Below are 17,670 nucleotides of genomic sequence, written 5' to 3' on the forward strand. Positions count from 1 at the left end.
GCTTTTCTTCTATGCAAAAATTGCATATTCCCCGCATCGGTCAACGGTAACGGTATGTGTATGGCAAGCTGCTCTAACGATCCGATGACAGCGGCTAAGCTCCGTACCGCTCCAGCACCCGGTAAATCGCATCCGTGCCGAACCCGACCGCTTCTACGGGAATGCGTTCATCCGCCGCATGAATCAGTTTGGTAAACTGCATGTCCTTGGGCAGCGGCATTGGCAGGAAACCGTAGGTTTGGATGCCGAGCCTCGCAAACAATCTTCCGTCCGTTCCTCCGGGCAGCAGCATCGGCACCGGTACGGCCTCCTTATCCGCTTCTTTCAGCACATCGGACAGCAAACCGAACATCCCCATGTCGGGAGCTGCGGCGCATGGGTCATGGCGCAGCACTTCCAGCCCGATCGAATTGTTAATCGCGAATCGGCGCAGCTCGTCCATAAATTGCTGCGGAGTGACGCCCGGCAGCGTTCGGCCATCCAGCTCGATCGTAATTTCGCTTGGATGAACGTTGATTTTCTCGCCGCCGCGAACGACGGTCGCGCTGACCGTATTACGCAGAAGCGGGGCGAACGTCCCGCCCTTTTCCCCCAGCAGCTTCAGAATGAGGCCGCCCAGCCGGGGACGCAGCAGCCCTCTCAGCAGCAGCGCCGGCAGCAGCGGCAGCGCGGCGGCCATGCTTTCAATCATCAACCGGGCCGCCGGTACCGCACGGATCGGAAGTTTATTCCTGTTAAGCGATTGAAGCATGTCCCCCAATTGCGCCATACAGTCGGCTCCCGGCTTGCCCATGGAGCCGTGGCCTCCGTCTCCCCGAATCGTCGCTTTGAGCCAACATAGCTGCTTCTCCGCCACCATAATCGGATAAAAGGTTTTCCCCAGCGCATGAAACGCGAAGCCGCCGAATTCGCCGAGCGCATACTTTACGCCCGCAAAATAATCGGCATGCCGCTCTACCAGGAAGGAAGCCCCGTATTCGCCCCCTGCTTCCTCGTCGCTGACAATCGCCAGAATGAGATCGCCGCGCAGCGGCAGCTTGCGGACATGCGCGCGGAGGAAAGCCGATACGAGCATCGCCACGCCGCCTTTCATATCAAGAGCGCCCCGCCCCCAGACGAAGCCGCCCTCAATGTCGCCCCCGAACGGGTCGCGGCTCCAGGTTTGCATGTCGACGCCAACGACGTCGACATGCCCGTACAGCAGCAGCGGCGGTACGTCCCCGCTGCCCTTCATTCTGGCCAGCAGATTGGGACGGGCCGGATCAAGCGCACAGGTCCGCGTCTCAATGCCCGCATCCTCAAGCAGTTGCCGGATATACATGATGCATGCGGCTTCCTCGCCCGGCGGATTTGTTGTATTGAAGCGGATCAGTGCCTGCAAAATCTCCACGGGAGACGGCAGCTCCGCGGGGCGCTCGACTCCATCCTGTTCCAACTCGTCATTGGCCAGTCGTATACCCATGATCCCGCTCCTTCTTATAATAGACTGTCCGCGTATGGCCGCTCGGCAGGAGAAACGCCTGGCAAGCCGCGCAGGTCGAACTCACCCTGCAGTCTTGCAAGCCGCCGCTTCTGCTCTTCGGCGGAAGTGCCTTTGGTGCGAAACACCGATTCCAGCATCGTCAGCGCTTGCCGAACATGCGCCTCCGCCACTTGCTCTCCCGTCTCCCGCAGCCGCTCGACCAACTGCTGCACGCCGCGGTAAGGCGAAGTGACGCCTTGTTCATATTCGGCCGCGTTCCAGTTGCGGTTGCGGACGCAAGTGGCGATAGCCAGACATCGATTCAGCAGTTCAATCGAATAAGCGTCCGTTTGCCGGCTTGCGGCAACCAGATACGACTCATCCTCCTTGTCGTCAAAAGCGAATACGCGCAGTTCTTCCGATTGAGCCAGTCGTTTCAATACATTGCCCGGACCCAGTTCCACGGCAGCGGCAACGCCAGTGCTCTTCTGAAAAGCAAGGACCGCCGGCCAATTGACGGGGTCCGTCAATCCCCTTGCCAGCATACCCGCGATCTCCGCCGTATTCCCGTAAGGCAGACCCGTCAAGGAGGATACTACGGGAAAACCCATTTCTCCAAACGAGACGCGGCTCAACACTTCGGCAAATTGCGCCGCCGCCGGCGCCATCAACGGGCTATGGAATGGCGCGCTTACCTGCAGCGGAATGACTGCGGCCCCATGGGCGGCCAGTCTTTCGGACGCTTCATGGACGGCCTCTTTGTGGCCCGAAATCACCGTTTGCCGCTCTGAATTCATATTCGATACCACAACAATACGGCTTCCGTCCGCGCAGCCTGCGCTGGTTTCCAAGCATACTTTGGCGACAACATCGGGACTCGGCCCGTTCACGGCGGCCATCGCGCCGATCCCCGCAGCGACGGCCACTTGCATCAACTCGCCGCGGCGGCGTACGAGCCGGAGCGCATCCGGGAACGTTATGGCCCCCGCGCAGGTTAAAGCGGTAATCTCGCCCAGGCTGTGGCCGGCAGCCATCGCAGGTAGGTAACCCCACTCCCGGCTGTAGACGCGGTACATCGCCACGCCAAGCGCAAGAATGGCGGGCTGGGCGTTGTCTGTCCGCGTCAGCTCCGTCATCGGTCCTTCATACATCAGGCTGTCAAGGCGCAAGCCCAGTGCTTCGTTCGCTTCCTCCATCGTCGCTCTGACAACCCAATGCCGCTCGCTCAGCGCTTTTCCCATTCCGACGCGCTGCGAGCCCTGACCGGGAAACCATATCGCATGTTTGTTCAGCATCTTCCATCACGCTCCTCAGGGTCAGATCGGGGCAGGCGCCTCGGTCAGCATTTTGTTGATCACCGCTACAATATCGCGTTCCCGCTCATGCAGGAAAAAATGTCCGCCTTCAAACAGCATCAGCTCGCACCCTCCCGTCGCATAACGCTCCCATTCACCGAGCGGGCCTTTGACGCAGCCGTCATCCTTGCCGCTCAAGATGGTGAGCCGGAGGGGCAGCGGCGGCCGCATCCGATGCTCGTATTCGCCGACAAGCTTGAAGTCGGCTCTGAGGATCGGCATAAACATATCCAGCAGCTCCCGATGCCGGAACAGCTCGCCCGGCATGCCGCCGAGCCGTTTCAGTTCCTCCAGAAACTCGTCATCCGGGAGCATATGGGTCCGGCGAGCCTCTTCCTGCTCGCAATGCGGCGCCCCTCTGCCGGAGAGAAAGACTGCCGCAGGCAGCGGGAATCCTTCCTCCCGCAGCGCATGCAGCACCTCATACCCAAGCAGGCTGCCCATGCTGTGGCCGAATAAAGCATACGAATCGGAGCCAAGCGCCGTCTTTAGCACCAGCGGAAGCAAATCCCGCACGGCCTCCGCCGCGTCCGCATAGAACGGCTCGCCCATGCGGCTTCCTCTGCCCGCCAGTTCGGCCGGCACTAGACGCACGCCAGGATGCAGCCGGTTCGTCCAGCGCTTGTACACTTGTGCGGAGCCTCCTGCATATGGCAAACAAATTAAAGATATTGTCATAACATCCGCCTCCCGGGTAACATGTTGACGCAAGCGGCCTTACGCGCCGGCGACAAGCGTGGTCCAGAACGCTTTTTCCTTCGCGAACAAATCTTCCGCGAGCGCCAGCTCTCTGCCGCGTTCGAAGTCCCCCGTCACAAAGCGGTCCTTCACCAGATCCCATCCGTCCTTCACTGCGCCAAGCTGACCGGACAGCGACTCATGCAGCGCTTCGCCGATCAGCCTCTTCTCCCGCATGGAGCGGAGCAGCGACATATTGGCGGTATGCCGGTTGCAAATGATGTTGACGCCGACAAGGCCATAGGTCAAATGAGCTTGCTTCTTCTCCGGGTCGGAATCTACATTCCACATGCCCTCTATGGAGAACTCTTCAAGCTCCCTCGCCAGCCGCTCCGCATTTTCCACCACTTCAGCCAGCTTCAACTCGTAGGGCTGAATCTTTTCCTGCAGATTGTATACGTAGAAGGCAGGCCCCAAATAGCCCGGGTTCACGTTGTATTCCGAGTTGCCGTACGCCTTGAGCAGCCTTTCATCCGGCACCTCGTGCTCCTCGTAGCCCGCAAGCGTATCGTCAATGACGTAGAAGACGCCGCGCTCCTTGTCGTATCCGTTAAACAGCGAGTAATGATACCAATGGAACCTTTTCCAGGCCATGCTCCCCGGCAGCCAGTCATACAGATCGACGTTTACGCTCAAGTTGCGTCCGCCCTCCAGCATCGCCCTGATTTCATCCAGCACCGTCTCCTTGCTGCGGAAATGACCGGGCTCGATATAGCGGATCACCTGCGACAGCGGGAATCTGGCCGGGTCGTCCATATAATACAGCGTGTCAATAGTCGGATAGCGGAAGTCTTTGTCCGTTGCTGCCTCCCAAGGATAATACCGGTAAATGTTCAAATACGCCGCGTCCCTGTAGCTGGGATCCTCGGACACCGCAATGGAAAACGCCTGGTTCAGCATGCAGTTCATCCAAAACTCGTTAAACGGTTTCCTTTTCATCGACAGCTTCATCGTTCGCCGCCCCCTTAGACTCAGAATTTTGGTTCAAGCAAGCACAGCACTGATTTTTTTCTTTGCTCCGTCTTCAACCAGCGCGTGTATGATCGCCGTATAATCATCCGCCAGCGCCCAGGCGTTCTCTTCGCGGAAAAGACTTGTCGCATATTCCAGCGTAAAGCCGATCCTGCCGTCCCGCTCCGCCGCTTCAAGCGTCAAATCGAATTTGCTGACGCCAGGATCGAATTCCTTGGGATCGAATTCAATGCCGCCCGAACGGTAAGCGACGCGATCGATATTTTGCAAAATAAACATCGTATCGAACAGCGGATTGCGGCTGCGGTCCTGTTCGATTCCGAGCTTTTGCACCAAATCCTCGAACGGATAATTCTGGTGCTCCAGCGCCCGGAGTACATCCTCATGCAGCTCGGTCAAATAGTCGCCAACGGTCCGGTACGATTCCGGGAAGCTGCGAATCGCGACCGTATTGACGAACATCCCGATCAGCCCGTCAAGCTGCGCATGATTGCGGCCTGCTACCGGCGTGCCGATAATGATATCCTCCTCACCGCTCCATTTGCTCAGCAGCATCGAATACGCCCCGAGCAGCACCGTATACAGCGTCGTGCCGCGCTCGCGCGCAAACGCCTTGATCTTGAGCGTCAGCTCCTCATCCAGTTTGAAGTTGATCAGACTGCCCTCGAAGTTTTGCAGTTCCGGCCTTGGCGAGGCCTTCTTGAGCGCAAGCGTCGGCAGCTCCCCTTCGAACGCCTCCAGCCAGTAGCGTTCGTGCCCCATATAGGCCTCGCTGCCGATATGTTCTTCTTGCCATACCGTGTAATCCCGGTACTGGATATCCAGCTCCGGGAGCTCGCCGCCGCCGTACAAAGTGGTCAGTTCCTGCAGCAGGACGCTGACGGAGACGCCGTCGGTAATAATATGATGAAAGTCCAGCAGCAGCAAATGGCGCTCTTCGCCAAGCGGAATCAATCCGGCCCGGAACAGCGGGAGACTGCCGAGATCAAACGGACGGATAAAGCGTGCCATCAGCGCGCTGATACCCCCGAACAATCCTTCGTCTCCGCCTTCCGCGAGCAGCTTGCCCGCCGCCATTCTCAGCCTGGCGCCCTGCTCCAGCGTAAATACCGGCTCCCCATGCACGTGCTGGCGGAACTCGTCCTCTTTGTGATGGAACGTCGTTCTGAGCGATTCATGACGGCGAATCATCGCAAAGAAAGCTTCCTCCAGCCGCTCCACATCAAGCTTGCCTTGCATATGCACGGCGAACGGCACATGGTACATCGTTGCCTCGCCCGAGATCAGCCCCATCATAAACTGGCGGCGCTGGGCCCTCGACATCGGATAATGCTCGCGCTCCGGCTGCTTCGGAATTCGCGCGGCCGCCACGGTTCCGCTAGTGTCCAGATGGGCCGCTAAAGCTTCAAGCGTAGGATTCATAAAAATATCGCGCAGCGGAATTTGAATGCTAAAGCGTTCCGCAATGCGGCTGATCATACCCGCCGCCTTTAGAGAATGACCGCCCAGATCGAAAAAGCTGTCCTTGGCGCTGATCGCATCCGTACCGAGCAGCTCCTTCCAAATCTCCGCCAGCTTGCGCTCAGTATCGGTCGACAGCGGAACGAGCTCGCGTTTGCCCGCGTCGGCCGGTCCCGGCTTCGGCAGCGCCCTTCTGTCGATTTTGCCCGTTGGCGTAAGCGGAATCGCATCCAGAACGACCATGAAGGCCGGGACCATATAAGAAGGCAGCTTGTCCCCGAGATATTCGCGCAACTGCGCGGTCAACCGGCCGGATGGCGCGTCGTCGTCCGGCTCCGTATCCGCTGCCGCGGCGTTCTGCATGACGACATACGCGCAAAGCGCATATTCCTCATCCTCTTCCTGAAACGCGGTGACGACCGTTTCCTTCACCTGCTCATGGCGAATCAGCAACTGCTCAATTTCACCGATTTCAATCCGGTGGCCCCTGATTTTCACCTGGAAATCGCGGCGTCCCGCATAGGCAAACTCCCCATTTTCAAGCCTGCGCCCAAGGTCGCCCGTGCGATACATGCGTTCGCCCGGTGCATAAGGATTCGGCACAAAAGCGACATCCCATTCGGGATGACTGAGATACCCACGCCCGACGCCCGGCCCGCCGATGCAAATTTCGCCCGTCACGCCTGTAGGCTGCAGCTTCAGTCCTTCGTCAAGCACCATCATGAGGGAACCTTCGATCGGCGTGCCGATCGAAATGTCCTCGCCTTCGGTCACTTCCCGGATTGAGGTCCACACCGTCGTCTCCGTGGGACCGTACAAATTAAACAATCTGGCTCCGGTAGCGGCGCGCAGCCTGCCAAGCACATCGGCCGTCAGCGGCTCCGCCCCGATCATCAATATACGCAGCCTTTGCCAGCCGTCCGTTTCGCCTCGCTGATTCATCCACCATTTGAAGCGCGACGGCGTAATTTGCAGCACATCGACATCGTGCGCGTCGATCAGGCCTTGCAGCAAGGCGGCGTCGCCCCGTTCCTCTTCGCTCGCGAGTACAATCCGCATACCCAGCGTGAGCGGAAGCAGATTTTCAACGACAAAAATATCAAAGGAGACCGATGCCATCGCCAGGATGCTCTGGCCCTTCTCAAACGGAATGCGGTTTCGGAAGCCGCTGACGAAATGCGCCAGCCCGCGATGCTCGATCATCACTCCTTTGGGACGCCCGGTCGAGCCCGACGTATACAGCACATACGCCAAATGGTCCGGCCCATGGACAAGCTCCGGATTGCCTCTGTCCGCCGCATACAGTTCCGGATCGTCCAGATACCACTCGGCAACGGCTCTCGTTACGACTCCGGCATATGCTTTTTCCGTCAGCAGAAGCGCTTCGCCGCAATCCTCAAGCATCCAGTCGATCCTCTCTTTCGGGTAAGCGGGATCAATGGCGACATATGCGCCTCCGGCTTTCAGAACACCCAAAATGGCGACAAGCAGCAGCGGACTGCGGGACGCCATCAGCGCGACAATGCGCTCGGGCCCCACACCCTTCGCCCGCAAGGAATGGGCAAGCCGATTCGCGCGTTCATTCAGCTCGGCGTACGTCACCGTCTCCGCGCCGAATTGAATCGCCGCCGCATCCGGCGTACGCGCCGCCTGGCGCTCCACTTCCTGTACAAACCCCGTCCATTCCGCCGTTGCTTGCGCGGAAGCCGCCGCCGCGTCTCCTTGCCGGACCGTCATGCCTTTCTCAGCTCGAAATTCCATCCTATCATTGCTCCTCTCTCTACTCGCCGCCCGTACCGGCATGCCTCCTCCGGCTAACAGAGCCAGCAATTGCTGTCGCTCGCTTTCACTCATCAGCTCAAGCTCGCCGACCGTGCGACCCTGCGATCTGCACATCTCCCGCACGAGTACGGTATAGCTTTCCGCCATGCGGCGCGCGGTTTCCTCATGAAACAAATCCGTTGCGTATTCCAGTTGAAGCTCGATTTCCGCTTCCCGCTCCACCGCTTCCAGAGTCAGGTCGAACTTGCTTGTCCCCGCCTCGAACGGCATTTCGCCAAAGACGAGGCCGCCAGCTTCCATCACCGCCCGGTCCATATTTTGCAAGACAAACATGGCGTCAAACAAAGGATTGCGGCTTCTGTCCGCATCGGCCTTCAGCCCTTCGACCAGCTCCTCGAAAGGATACGTCTGGCGCGATAGCGCCTCTACGACATGGTTATGGAGCTCCGCCATATAGGCTTGTACTGTCTTGTCTCTCTCCGGCCTTGTCCGCAGCGCCAGCGTGTTGACGAACATGCCGATCATGCCATGCGTATCGGCATGCTCCCTGCCGGCGGCGGGGGTGCCCACAATCACTTCCGCCTGCCCGCTGTATTTGGCCAGCATCGCGGCAAAAGCGCCCAGCAGCACCGTATACAGCGTCGTCTTCGCTTCCCGCGCCAGCTTTCGCGCCTCCGCCGTTGTCCGCGCGTCCAGCCTGAACGAATGGCGGCGGCCCTTGTAGCTCGGCAGAGACGGCCGCGGCCGATCCGTCGGCAGCTCCAGCACAGAAAGCTTGCCTTCGAAGATTTCCATCCAGTACCGTTCATGCTCCGCATAAGCGGCATTTGCAAATCCGGCTTCCTGCCACACCGCATAATCGCTGTATTGCACGCGCAGCTCCGGCAGCGCTTGTCCGGCATACAGCTGCGACAGCTCATTCACCAGCAAACCGGTGGATACGCCGTCCGTAATAATGTGATGAACATCCAGCAGCAGCAGATGATCTTCCTCATTCAGCCGCAGCAGCCCCGCCCGCAGCAGCGGCAGCTTGTCCAGAGGGAACGGGCGCTGGAAGACTTCCATCAGCCTCGTCACCTCGGCGCCGTCCGGCGGCGCTCCCCGGAGCGCTTCTTCCCCGGTCAACGCTGCAGGGTCCAGCGCCTCCAGCTTGAACGCATACGGCGAATGAACCATTTGCCTGAACTCGTCCTTTGTCATATGGAAGGTCGTTCGCAAGCTTTCGTGGCGGCCGATCAGCGCCGTAAACGCGTTTTCCAGCCGCGCCGTATCCAGCCTCCCCTGCAAGCGGAGCGCGAACGGCACATGATACATGGTGGCGTCTCCGGCCAGCAGCTGCATCATATATTGGCGGCGCTGGGCGCGCGACATCGGATACCACTCGCGGCGCTCCGCCTTCGGGATCGGCTCGGCCGCCGCAGCGGCGCCGTCCCGCTCCTTCAGCCAGGCGGCCATTTCCGCAATGGAGGTAAGCTCGAATATCAGGCTGAGCGGAACCAGGGCGCCCGTCGCCTGCTGCAGCTTGCCCGCCAGCACGGCAGCCTTCAAGGAGTGGCCGCCAAGCTCGAAAAAGTCCTCGTGAATGCCGATTGGCCCGGCCGTATCGCCCAGCACTTCCTCCCAAATGGCGGCGACGCGCTCTTCCATCCCGTCTCGCGGCAGCTCCGGCTTTTCCCGCTCCCGAAGCCCGACTTCCAGCTCCGGCAAGGCGCGCCGGTCCACTTTCCCGTTCGGCGTCAGCGGTATCGCGTCAATCGCCGCGATATAGGCCGGAATCATCGCCTCCGGCAGCTTGTCTTTCAGCTTTTTTCGCCATTCCCACGAAGGGAGCTTGTCCGAAGCGACCACATACGCGCACAGCTCCTTGTCGCCGCTTGCCTGCTCGTGGACGACCACAACCGCATCCTCCACCTCGGGAAGGGAAATCAATTGCGAGCGAACCTCGTTCATTTCAATCCGCACGCCTCTGATTTTTACCTGCTGGTCGGCCCGGTCCACATACATCGCGTTGCCGTCCGGCAGCCACTTTGCGATATCGCCGGTGCGATACATGAAGCGGCCCTCGCGGTACGAATGGGGCAAAAAGCGCTCGGCTGTCATCTCCGGCTTGTTCACATAACCGTCGGCAAGGCCGCTGCCGGCAATATACAGCTCCCCGGCTGCACCGATAGAGGCAAGCTGACCGCCATAGCCGAAGATATAAATTTCGACATTGTGCATAGGCCGGCCAATCGGCACATAGCCGCCGCGATAAGAGCCCGGCTCGTATGCGTACATAGTGGAGCAAACCGTCGCCTCCGTCGGGCCGTAGCCGTTAATAATCCGAATCTCGGGATTAAGCTTCGTATACAGCTCCAGCGTTTCGTCTTTAATCGGCTCTACCCCGACGAGCATTTTGTTCAGCGTAATCGCGGAAGCCGATTGCTCCAGCAGCCGCGCAACCTCTTTCAGCAAAGACGGCGGCAAATAAGCGAACGTTATCCGCTCTTCCGCAATCACCTCGGCAATTCGCCGCGGATCAAGCAATTTCGGTTCCGGGTAAAGTACCGTACAGGCCCCGAACATAAGCGGCATAAACAGCTCCGCTACGCTGACGTCAAACGAAATATTGGTCAGGCTTAGGCATCTGTCCTTCTCGCCGTATTGCCCGTCGAAAAACGTCCTGAGCGAATGGCCGAAATTGTAAAAGCTGCGGTGCGGCACAATGACGCCCTTCGGCTGACCCGTTGAACCCGAGGTATAGATAACATACATCGGATCGGCGGCGTCCTGCAGCCATGCGGCGGCGGCATCGTCTTCTACGGAGAACAGCGCCTCATCCGCAATGTCCAGCACCTGCAAGGAGGCCGGCACGACGCCCACGGCCCCAGAACGCGCGCCGTCCGCAAATACCAGCTTCGCGCCGCTGTCCTCGAGCATATAGCGAATGCGCTCCTCGGGATAATTCGGATCTACAGGCATATAAGCGCCTCCGGCTTTCATAACGGCGAGCATAGCGGTCAGCATGGGGATGGAGCGCTCCGCCATGATGCCGACGATGCTGCCGCGTCCCACACCTTTGGCGCGCAAGGTTCGCGCCAGCGCATCGGTGCGGCGATCCAGCTCCCGATAGGTCATGGATACACCGCCGCAAGATACGGCCGGGAGGCCCGGAACGGCTTCCGCCTGTTCCTTGAAGCAATCATGCAGACAGCGCGGCGGCGGAAAGTCCGCTTCGCGTCTCCCCAGCGCCAGCATGTGCAGGCGCTCCTCCTCCGTCAGCATCTCCGCTTCGCCGAGCGCGGCGTCGGGACGGAGCGTCACGCTTCGCAGCAGCTGCACATAATGCCGCATGAACCGCTCGGCTGTCGCGCGGCGAAACAAATCGGCATTATATTCCACGACAAGCCGCCATTCCGCACCATCCTCCACAGCCTGAATCATCAAATCGTATTTGGCCATGCCATGCTCAAAGCGCTGGTGGCGATACGACAATCCCTCTGACGAAGCGTTTGGAATACCTAGGTTTTGCATGATGAACATCGTGTCAAACAGCGGACTCCGGCTGGCGTCCCTTCTGTCCATCCATTGCGTGATTTCCTCGAATGGATAATCGGCGTGGGCGTAAGCCCCGGTCGCCATCTCTTTCACTTCGGACAAAAAGGCTCTGAACGCCTTGTCCGCGCGCGGATAAGCGCGCAGCGCCAGCGTGCCGGTGAACATGCCCGCGATCGCTTCCAGCTCGCGCCTGTTCCGTCCCGCAATCGGCGTGCCGACTGCAATGTCCTCGGCCCCTGTATAGTGGGCGAGGAAAGTGTAATACGCCGATAACAGCACCATAAACGGAGTCGCGCCCGATTCGGCCGCGAGGCTGCGCACACCCGCCGTCAAACCGGCCTCGACGTACACGTCGAACGTTTCGCCGCGATTTCCTTTGACGGGCGGCCGCGGGGCATCGGTCGGAAGCGCAAGCGTCGGCCAGTCTCCCCGGCATTGCTCGCGCCAATACCGTTCGTCGTTCCCGGAGAGCGGCCTGCTCTCCTGCCATACCGCATAATCTTTGTATTGCAGCGGCAGCGGCGGCAACGAACCGCCCTGATATAAAGTCATCAGGTCGGACAAAAGAATGCCCGCCGACATGCCGTCGGATGCAATATGATGCATATCAAGAAACAGCACATGGCGCTCCGGCCCCAGCGTCAGCAAGGCTGCGCGGAGCAGCGGAGCCGTATCGAGCATGAACGGCCGGAACAAGCTTTGCAGCACGCCGTCCGCTTCCGCTTCATCGGCCTCCATGCGAATCAGGCGGAAAGGAATGGCGGCGTGAATGCGCTGCCTGATCTCCCCGTCGATGACGTGGAAGGTGGTGCGAAGCGTCTCGTGACGCTCCACGATGGCTTGCAGGACGGCCTCCAGCCGATCTGCATCAATAGCCCCGTCCAAGTGCAGCAATTCGGGCAAATTGTAGCTGCGATCATCCGGCATCGCCTGCTGCTGCAAATACATGCGTTTCTGCGGCGATGAAACCGGATAATGCTCTTGCGGTGCCGCCTTTGGAATCGGCTCCATCGTATCGCCGGACAAAGACTCGGACATCTGGCCGGTCAACGGCCCATCCTGCACGTTGGTTACTCCTGATCCGCCAACACTTACGGCCGCCGCTTGCCCGTCACGAGTACCGTCCACTATTTTGTCGTCAATGGTGACTGCTACCGCTTGCCCGCCATAATCGCGGTTCGCCTCGTGTCCGCCATTCCCAACGTCTTCCCCTTGTCGATCATGCCGGTCGTTCGTTCTTTGCGCTGTCGCCGCGCCGCTCTCCCTGAGCCGCCGCTCGATCAGCGCCGTGAACGAAGGCAGGTCCGCATGCCCCAGCAAATCCGCCGCCTGAATGCGGACGCCCGCAAGCTCGCTGAGCCGGTTTACAATTTTGAGCGCAATAATGGAATCTCCGCCCAGTTCATAAAACCCGGCATCCGCAGGCAATTCGTCATAACCGAGCAGCTCTCCCCAGGCATCTGCGACATGCTGCTCCCATTCCAGGCCGGAGCGCTCCCCGGTTAACGCAACGCCGCGGCGGCGCTGACCCGTCATCCCGCCGCTCCGCTCCAGCGCGGCTTGCCATCTGGCAAACGTCTCGTTCATCTCTTGTCCAAGCTCCTCGGGAATATCTCCACCGACCGAATATCCACTCCAGGCCGCAAATGGCAGATGAAGCGCCGCTCCGGCGCGCGCCTCCTCCACCCAGCAGTGGTGAGAATCGAACGGATATGTCGGAAGCGGCAGCCGTTGGCGGCGTTGTCCCCGATAGATCGCCTTCCAGTCGATCTCGTATCCGCCCACGAAACGTTGGCCCAGCTCCAGCGCTTCCATTTCCCGTTCGTTTGGAACGGGTTGCTGCCGCATATTCCCGGCCGCAGCCGAATCGGCCGTCCCGAAGCGGACGTTCGGCAGCGCAAGGCCGGTAAGGCCGCTTTCGGCTGCGGCATGCAAGGTTTGGGCAAGCTCTTCCCAGCCGTTTACCGCAATCGCCAGGCGATACCGATGGGCTCCCCGGCCGACGGCCAAGGTGTAGCAAAGGTCGGCCAGGCTGCGGCTCTCATCGCCGCGATGCTGCTGAGCCCAGTTCCGCATCAGCAGCACGAGCCGCTCCAGCGCCGTCATGCTGTGCGCGGACAAACAGAACAGCTCCGCTCTGTCCGAACGACCCGAAGGCATCTTGGCGGGAGCCTCCTCCAGCACAACATGGCAATTGGTCCCGCTCATGCCGAACGCGCTTACTCCACATCTTCTTGCTTCGCCGTCCGTTTCCCATGGCGTCAATTCGTCATTGACATAAACGGGCGAATCCACAAACGGAATGTTGCGGTTCGGCGAGCGGTAATGAAGCGTTGGCGGAAGCTGCTTGTGGACAAGCGACAGGATCGCCTTGAGCAGCCCTGCAATGCCGGCGGCATGGTCGAGATGGCCGATATTTGTTTTCAGCGAGCCGATGGCGCAAAATTGCCGTTTATCGGTATATCTCCGGAAGGCGCGCGTCAGCCCGTCGATTTCGATCGGGTCGCCCAGCGAGGTTCCCGTGCCGTGCGCCTCCATATACGACACCGTTTCGGGATCAATGTCCGCATCCTGCCAGGCGCGCACAATGACGTCCTCCTGCGCGAGGGCGTTCGGGGCGGTAATGCCGACAGAGCTGCCGTCCTGATTCATCGCGCTGCCTTTGATGACGGCATAAATAGGGTCGCCGTCCTCCTGCGCGCGGGACAGCGGCTTCAGCAGCAGCGCAATGACGCCGTCGCCGATGCCCGTTCCGTCCGCCGAGTCGTCGAACGTTCTGGCCCGGTTGTCGCTTGACTCGATCCCAAGCCGTATGCCGGTATCCAACGGCAGCACGTTAATTTTGACGCTGCCGGCAATCGCCGCCTCGCATTCGCCGCTGCGGATCGATTGGCATGCCAGATGGACCGCTACCAGCGAGGAGGAGCAGGCGGTGTCCACGCTAATCGCCGGTCCGCGCAAATTAAGCAAATACGAAATCCGGCTCGGTATCATGGAGCTCAGATTGCCGGGCGCCGCCATGGACAAGGCGTCCGGGTCCAGCGCTTCGATGATTCGCTTGTAATCATGCAGCGCGTCCCCGTTATGGCCGATAAAAACGCCTGTGCGCGAACCATGCAGCGCATCTCCGCCGTACCCCGCATTCTCAAGCGCGCCCCAGGCCGTTTGCAGGAACAGGCGCTGCGCAGGACTCATCAAAGAGGCTTCCTTGGGCGAGAGCCGGAAAAAAGAATAGTCAAAACCTGAAATATCTTCGATATACGCCCCGTCAAAAAAGGAAACGGAGCCGTACTGCGCCTCCATGCGGCGCAAATACGGCTTCAATTCCTCCTTGCGGGAATCCGGAAACCCGCCTACCAGGTCCTGGCCGCTCCGCAGAAGCTCCCAGAAGGCTTCGTACGATTCCGCGCGCGGCAGCTTGGCGGATATTCCGACAATCGCAATATCCTTGAGGGAAACATTGGAGACGGAGCCCCCGCTCCGCCCCTTCCGCCCGGATGTGTCTTTTTTGGTATTCAGCAAATCCAGTTGAAACATGGCGCCCTTACCTCCTAGCTAGTAATGGAATCGCTGATGGCCTGTCCTTTTTCCGCCCTTCCGCCGCTCCCGCGCAGCAGCAGCAAAACATGCGCCGCGATGCCGAGTCCGCTGATCAGGGCTAATAATCCAAGCGTACCGGACTGCCAATCTCCCGCCCATTGCAGCGCGATATACAAGGTGCCTGTGCTGCACACATGGGCCGCAAGCGACCCCCAAAGCGAACGCGAGCCGGCGCGAACGGCACCGTATACGATCGCGCCGAGCGCCGCAAATGCGCCAATCGTCACATTCATAAATACCGCGCCGAACAATACGGCCTGGAGCAGAACCGTCCACGGAACCGAAAGACGTTGACTGAGCGTATGGAACAGCATTCCTCTGAACAGCCATTCCTCCAGCAAAGACCCCAGCAGCAAGCTGCCGAGCACAAAAATGATCAGGCTGCCGCCGGCGACAAAAGCGACTAGGTCCGAAATGGCCGGAAAGGTCGCTTTTATCCACGGAAGGCGGGTAAACGCGGCGATAAACAAGCCGAGCCAGACTCCAGTCCCTGCGGACAGCAGCAACGATCCGCCGCGCGCAGGAACAAACCCCAAATCCTTCAGCGAAATTTTTTGCCAGCGCAGCAGCGGAAGATAGACGGCAAGCACGATGATATTGGATATAATCAGTACAATGCCGGAATTGCCTTTGATCCAGTCTTTTAGTCCGGGATCGCCGATCCAGTTGTAGAGCGCTTGATTGACAAGCATCACAATCGCCGCATATATGACCAAATATAAGATGGTATTTCCCGCTATTCGCAAGCCCTTCACGCCGACGTCACCGCCTCGGAAGACGGCGGCGCGGAGATCGAAGAGCGATGCTTGACTGCAAGGAATATGCCAACCGCAATCATGGCGACCGCCACAGCCATCACGATGGACATGACAGTGGTGTCCGTCGTCTCCGGCCCGTAATGCCAAAGCAAGTACTGGCTGCCCTGACAGGCGATTTGTGCGGCAATCGGCGCCCAGATGGATTTAAACCAGACATACAAAAGCGCAAAAATAACCGCGCCGAGAAAACCGTACAGCGACAGCGGAATGTCTCCGAGAAAGAACAACGCTCCGTACAACACGCCCTGAATCACAATTGCGATCCAAACCGGTAGCACGCGTCTGAACTCATTCATCAGAATGCCTCTGAACAACGTCTCTTTGTAAATATTTCCGAGAATCAGGAAAACAAGAAATACGTACCATTCCGCGCGGTTCAGGTAATCAAACAATTCGTGGAACCGATACTTGTCCGATGCAATGGCGGGAAGCCGGGAGAAAGCGACCGTAAACAGGCCGGCTCCAAGCCCGATCCATAAAGCGATCGCCACCGATTTGCCGCCCATCACGCGGAATTGGGCCGCCTTAAACAGATTTTCTTTGAATATAAACCTCCAGGCCAGCAGCATGAGCGGCAAACCCACGATATCGTTTAAAATAATGACGGCTACCGTGTTCTGTTCAAACCACGTGCTTTTGGGATACACATAATCGAAAAATAATGTCGTCACGGTAAAAAACCATGCAAAATACAGACCGATAACAACGGCCACGCGAGCCAGCATCATTCCCCATGCCTTCATGCGGTCAGACCCCCTTTTGTGCTGCCGACGGCGCGTCAGCCGTCAGCGCTTGACCGGCGCGTGCGCCGATGCCGCCGTTGCCGGAGGTCCGCCAGACATAGACGGAACCTCCAATCAACGCAGCCAGACAAAGTGCTGTAATGATATACAGCGAAACATCGCCCAGCTTGTCAAACCATTCGTAGAACCCGATATATTTAAATAGAAAGATGGTGCCCATGGCCGTATTCTGTACCAGAATAGGCGCCCACAGCGACCCGGTGCGCAAATACAGCGACCCGTAAATCAGGCCCGAACCGATGCTGATGACAGAAAGCGCCGCGCTCGGCTGGAAGTAGGCGTAAGCCGCGGCTTGCAGCAGCAAGGCCGCATATACCGGCATAACCCTGCGAAGCTCTCTGAAAATGAGGCCCCTGAACAATATTTCTTCAAATGCCGGGCCGATCAAACCGGCGCCCAGAATGACGTACCAGATCGAATCCCCCCTGATCATATCGTCGACCAGCGCGGGAATGGACGGAAATTGCCGCGCAATATCGTCAATGACGATAAGGCCGATGCTGAACAAGCTTCCGGCAAGACCCAGGCCAATCATCAACAAGACGCGCGAGGCGCTCAGCCGTTTGAAGCCCGCCGCGCGGAACAGATTTTTTTCCGCATGGGGCCAGATCCATCCTTTGATACGAAAGATGAGCATGTACACAAGCGTAATCAGCGTGAACAGAACGGCCATAAACATGGCCGGGTTGCGATCCAGAAACTTGGCGAAGGACAGCGTCACTTCGTAATGGTAAGTAGAGCGGAGCAGATAGAGCAGCGCATAAAAGACCCCGAGATAAAGCGCGATATTCCCTATCATGGTCAATACTTTTTTCACAGGCAAGCTCCTTTCTTCTTCTGTTCAGTACGTGTTTAAAAAGTCAGACTTTCAGCACCGAAGCTTATTCTTCCGATGTGCGTTTTTACAAAACGCTTCAGTCGGATGAAGCCAGAGACTGAGGAGCCGAGCTGCACGCTTTCGTAGAAAACGCCTCGGAAGCATAGGCTTGTTTTGGATACGTGAGCACCTAAGATGTTTCCGCAGGAAACATGACTTCGTAAGCATCCGCTTAGGCCCGGCTGAAATTCAAGATTCGATGTCGAAAAAGCACCCAGAATAGCTTCGTGATCAAAGGGGGACTTTTTAAACAACCTCTGTTAGA

The 17,670-nt window shown here is 58.8% G+C and carries 8 protein-coding genes; all 8 read right to left on the reverse strand.

All coding sequences use genetic code 11. The annotated features are described in order from the left end of the window. Positions 1 to 94 precede the first annotated feature (94 nt). Genes AC58P5_RS01470 through AC58P5_RS01505 form a run of 8 tightly spaced genes read right to left on the reverse strand, consistent with a single transcriptional unit; the run spans position 95 to position 17,345 of the window. Positions 95 to 1,462, reverse strand: a complete 1,368-nt coding sequence (locus AC58P5_RS01470; protein WP_497384141.1) for a M20/M25/M40 family metallo-hydrolase — start codon at positions 1,460 to 1,462, stop codon at positions 95 to 97. Between the two features lie 14 nt (positions 1,463 to 1,476). Then, positions 1,477 to 2,757: an ACP S-malonyltransferase gene (gene fabD / locus AC58P5_RS01475; protein WP_497384143.1), complete on the reverse strand. Its 1,281-nt coding sequence runs from the start codon at positions 2,755 to 2,757 to the stop codon at positions 1,477 to 1,479. Between the two features lie 21 nt (positions 2,758 to 2,778). Continuing rightward, the gene (locus tag AC58P5_RS01480) at positions 2,779 to 3,495 is read right to left on the reverse strand and encodes a thioesterase II family protein (RefSeq protein WP_497384144.1); all 717 of its coding nucleotides are present in this window, start codon (positions 3,493 to 3,495) and stop codon (positions 2,779 to 2,781) included. 39 nt (positions 3,496 to 3,534) lie between these two features. After that, positions 3,535 to 4,506 (reverse strand): cysteine peptidase family C39 domain-containing protein, encoded by a 972-nt coding sequence (locus AC58P5_RS01485; protein WP_497384145.1) that lies wholly within the window; start codon positions 4,504 to 4,506, stop codon positions 3,535 to 3,537. 33 nt (positions 4,507 to 4,539) lie between these two features. Beyond that, the gene (locus AC58P5_RS01490; protein ID WP_497384147.1) at positions 4,540 to 14,844 is read right to left on the reverse strand and encodes an amino acid adenylation domain-containing protein; all 10,305 of its coding nucleotides are present in this window, start codon (positions 14,842 to 14,844) and stop codon (positions 4,540 to 4,542) included. Positions 14,845 to 14,858: 14 nt separating this feature from the next. Next, positions 14,859 to 15,662, reverse strand: coding sequence for a CPBP family intramembrane glutamic endopeptidase (locus AC58P5_RS01495; protein ID WP_497384149.1), 804 nt, complete (start codon positions 15,660 to 15,662; stop codon positions 14,859 to 14,861). Then, a complete protein-coding gene (locus tag AC58P5_RS01500) occupies positions 15,659 to 16,468 on the reverse strand; it encodes a CPBP family intramembrane glutamic endopeptidase (protein ID WP_497384150.1) in 810 nt (269 codons plus the stop codon). Before AC58P5_RS01500 ends, AC58P5_RS01495 begins: the two co-directional genes overlap by 4 nt. 4 nt (positions 16,469 to 16,472) lie before the next feature. Beyond that, positions 16,473 to 17,345, reverse strand: coding sequence for a CPBP family intramembrane glutamic endopeptidase (locus AC58P5_RS01505; RefSeq protein ID WP_497384152.1), 873 nt, complete (start codon positions 17,343 to 17,345; stop codon positions 16,473 to 16,475). Between the last annotated feature and the right edge of the window lie 325 nt (positions 17,346 to 17,670).

Source organism: Paenibacillus sp. JT31N7, assembly GCF_059692095.1.

Excerpts from the sequence above, each read along its gene's own strand:
- AC58P5_RS01470 (WP_497384141.1), bottom strand. The coding sequence starts at position 1,462 with ATGGGTATACGACTGGCCAATGACGAGTTGGAACAGGATGGAGTCGAG.
- fabD (WP_497384143.1), bottom strand. The coding sequence starts at position 2,757 with ATGCTGAACAAACATGCGATATGGTTTCCCGGTCAGGGCTCGCAGCGC.
- AC58P5_RS01480 (WP_497384144.1), bottom strand. The coding sequence starts at position 3,495 with ATGACAATATCTTTAATTTGTTTGCCATATGCAGGAGGCTCCGCACAA.
- AC58P5_RS01485 (WP_497384145.1), bottom strand. The coding sequence starts at position 4,506 with ATGAAGCTGTCGATGAAAAGGAAACCGTTTAACGAGTTTTGGATGAAC.
- AC58P5_RS01490 (WP_497384147.1), bottom strand. The coding sequence starts at position 14,844 with ATGTTTCAACTGGATTTGCTGAATACCAAAAAAGACACATCCGGGCGG.
- AC58P5_RS01500 (WP_497384150.1), bottom strand. The coding sequence starts at position 16,468 with ATGAAGGCATGGGGAATGATGCTGGCTCGCGTGGCCGTTGTTATCGGT.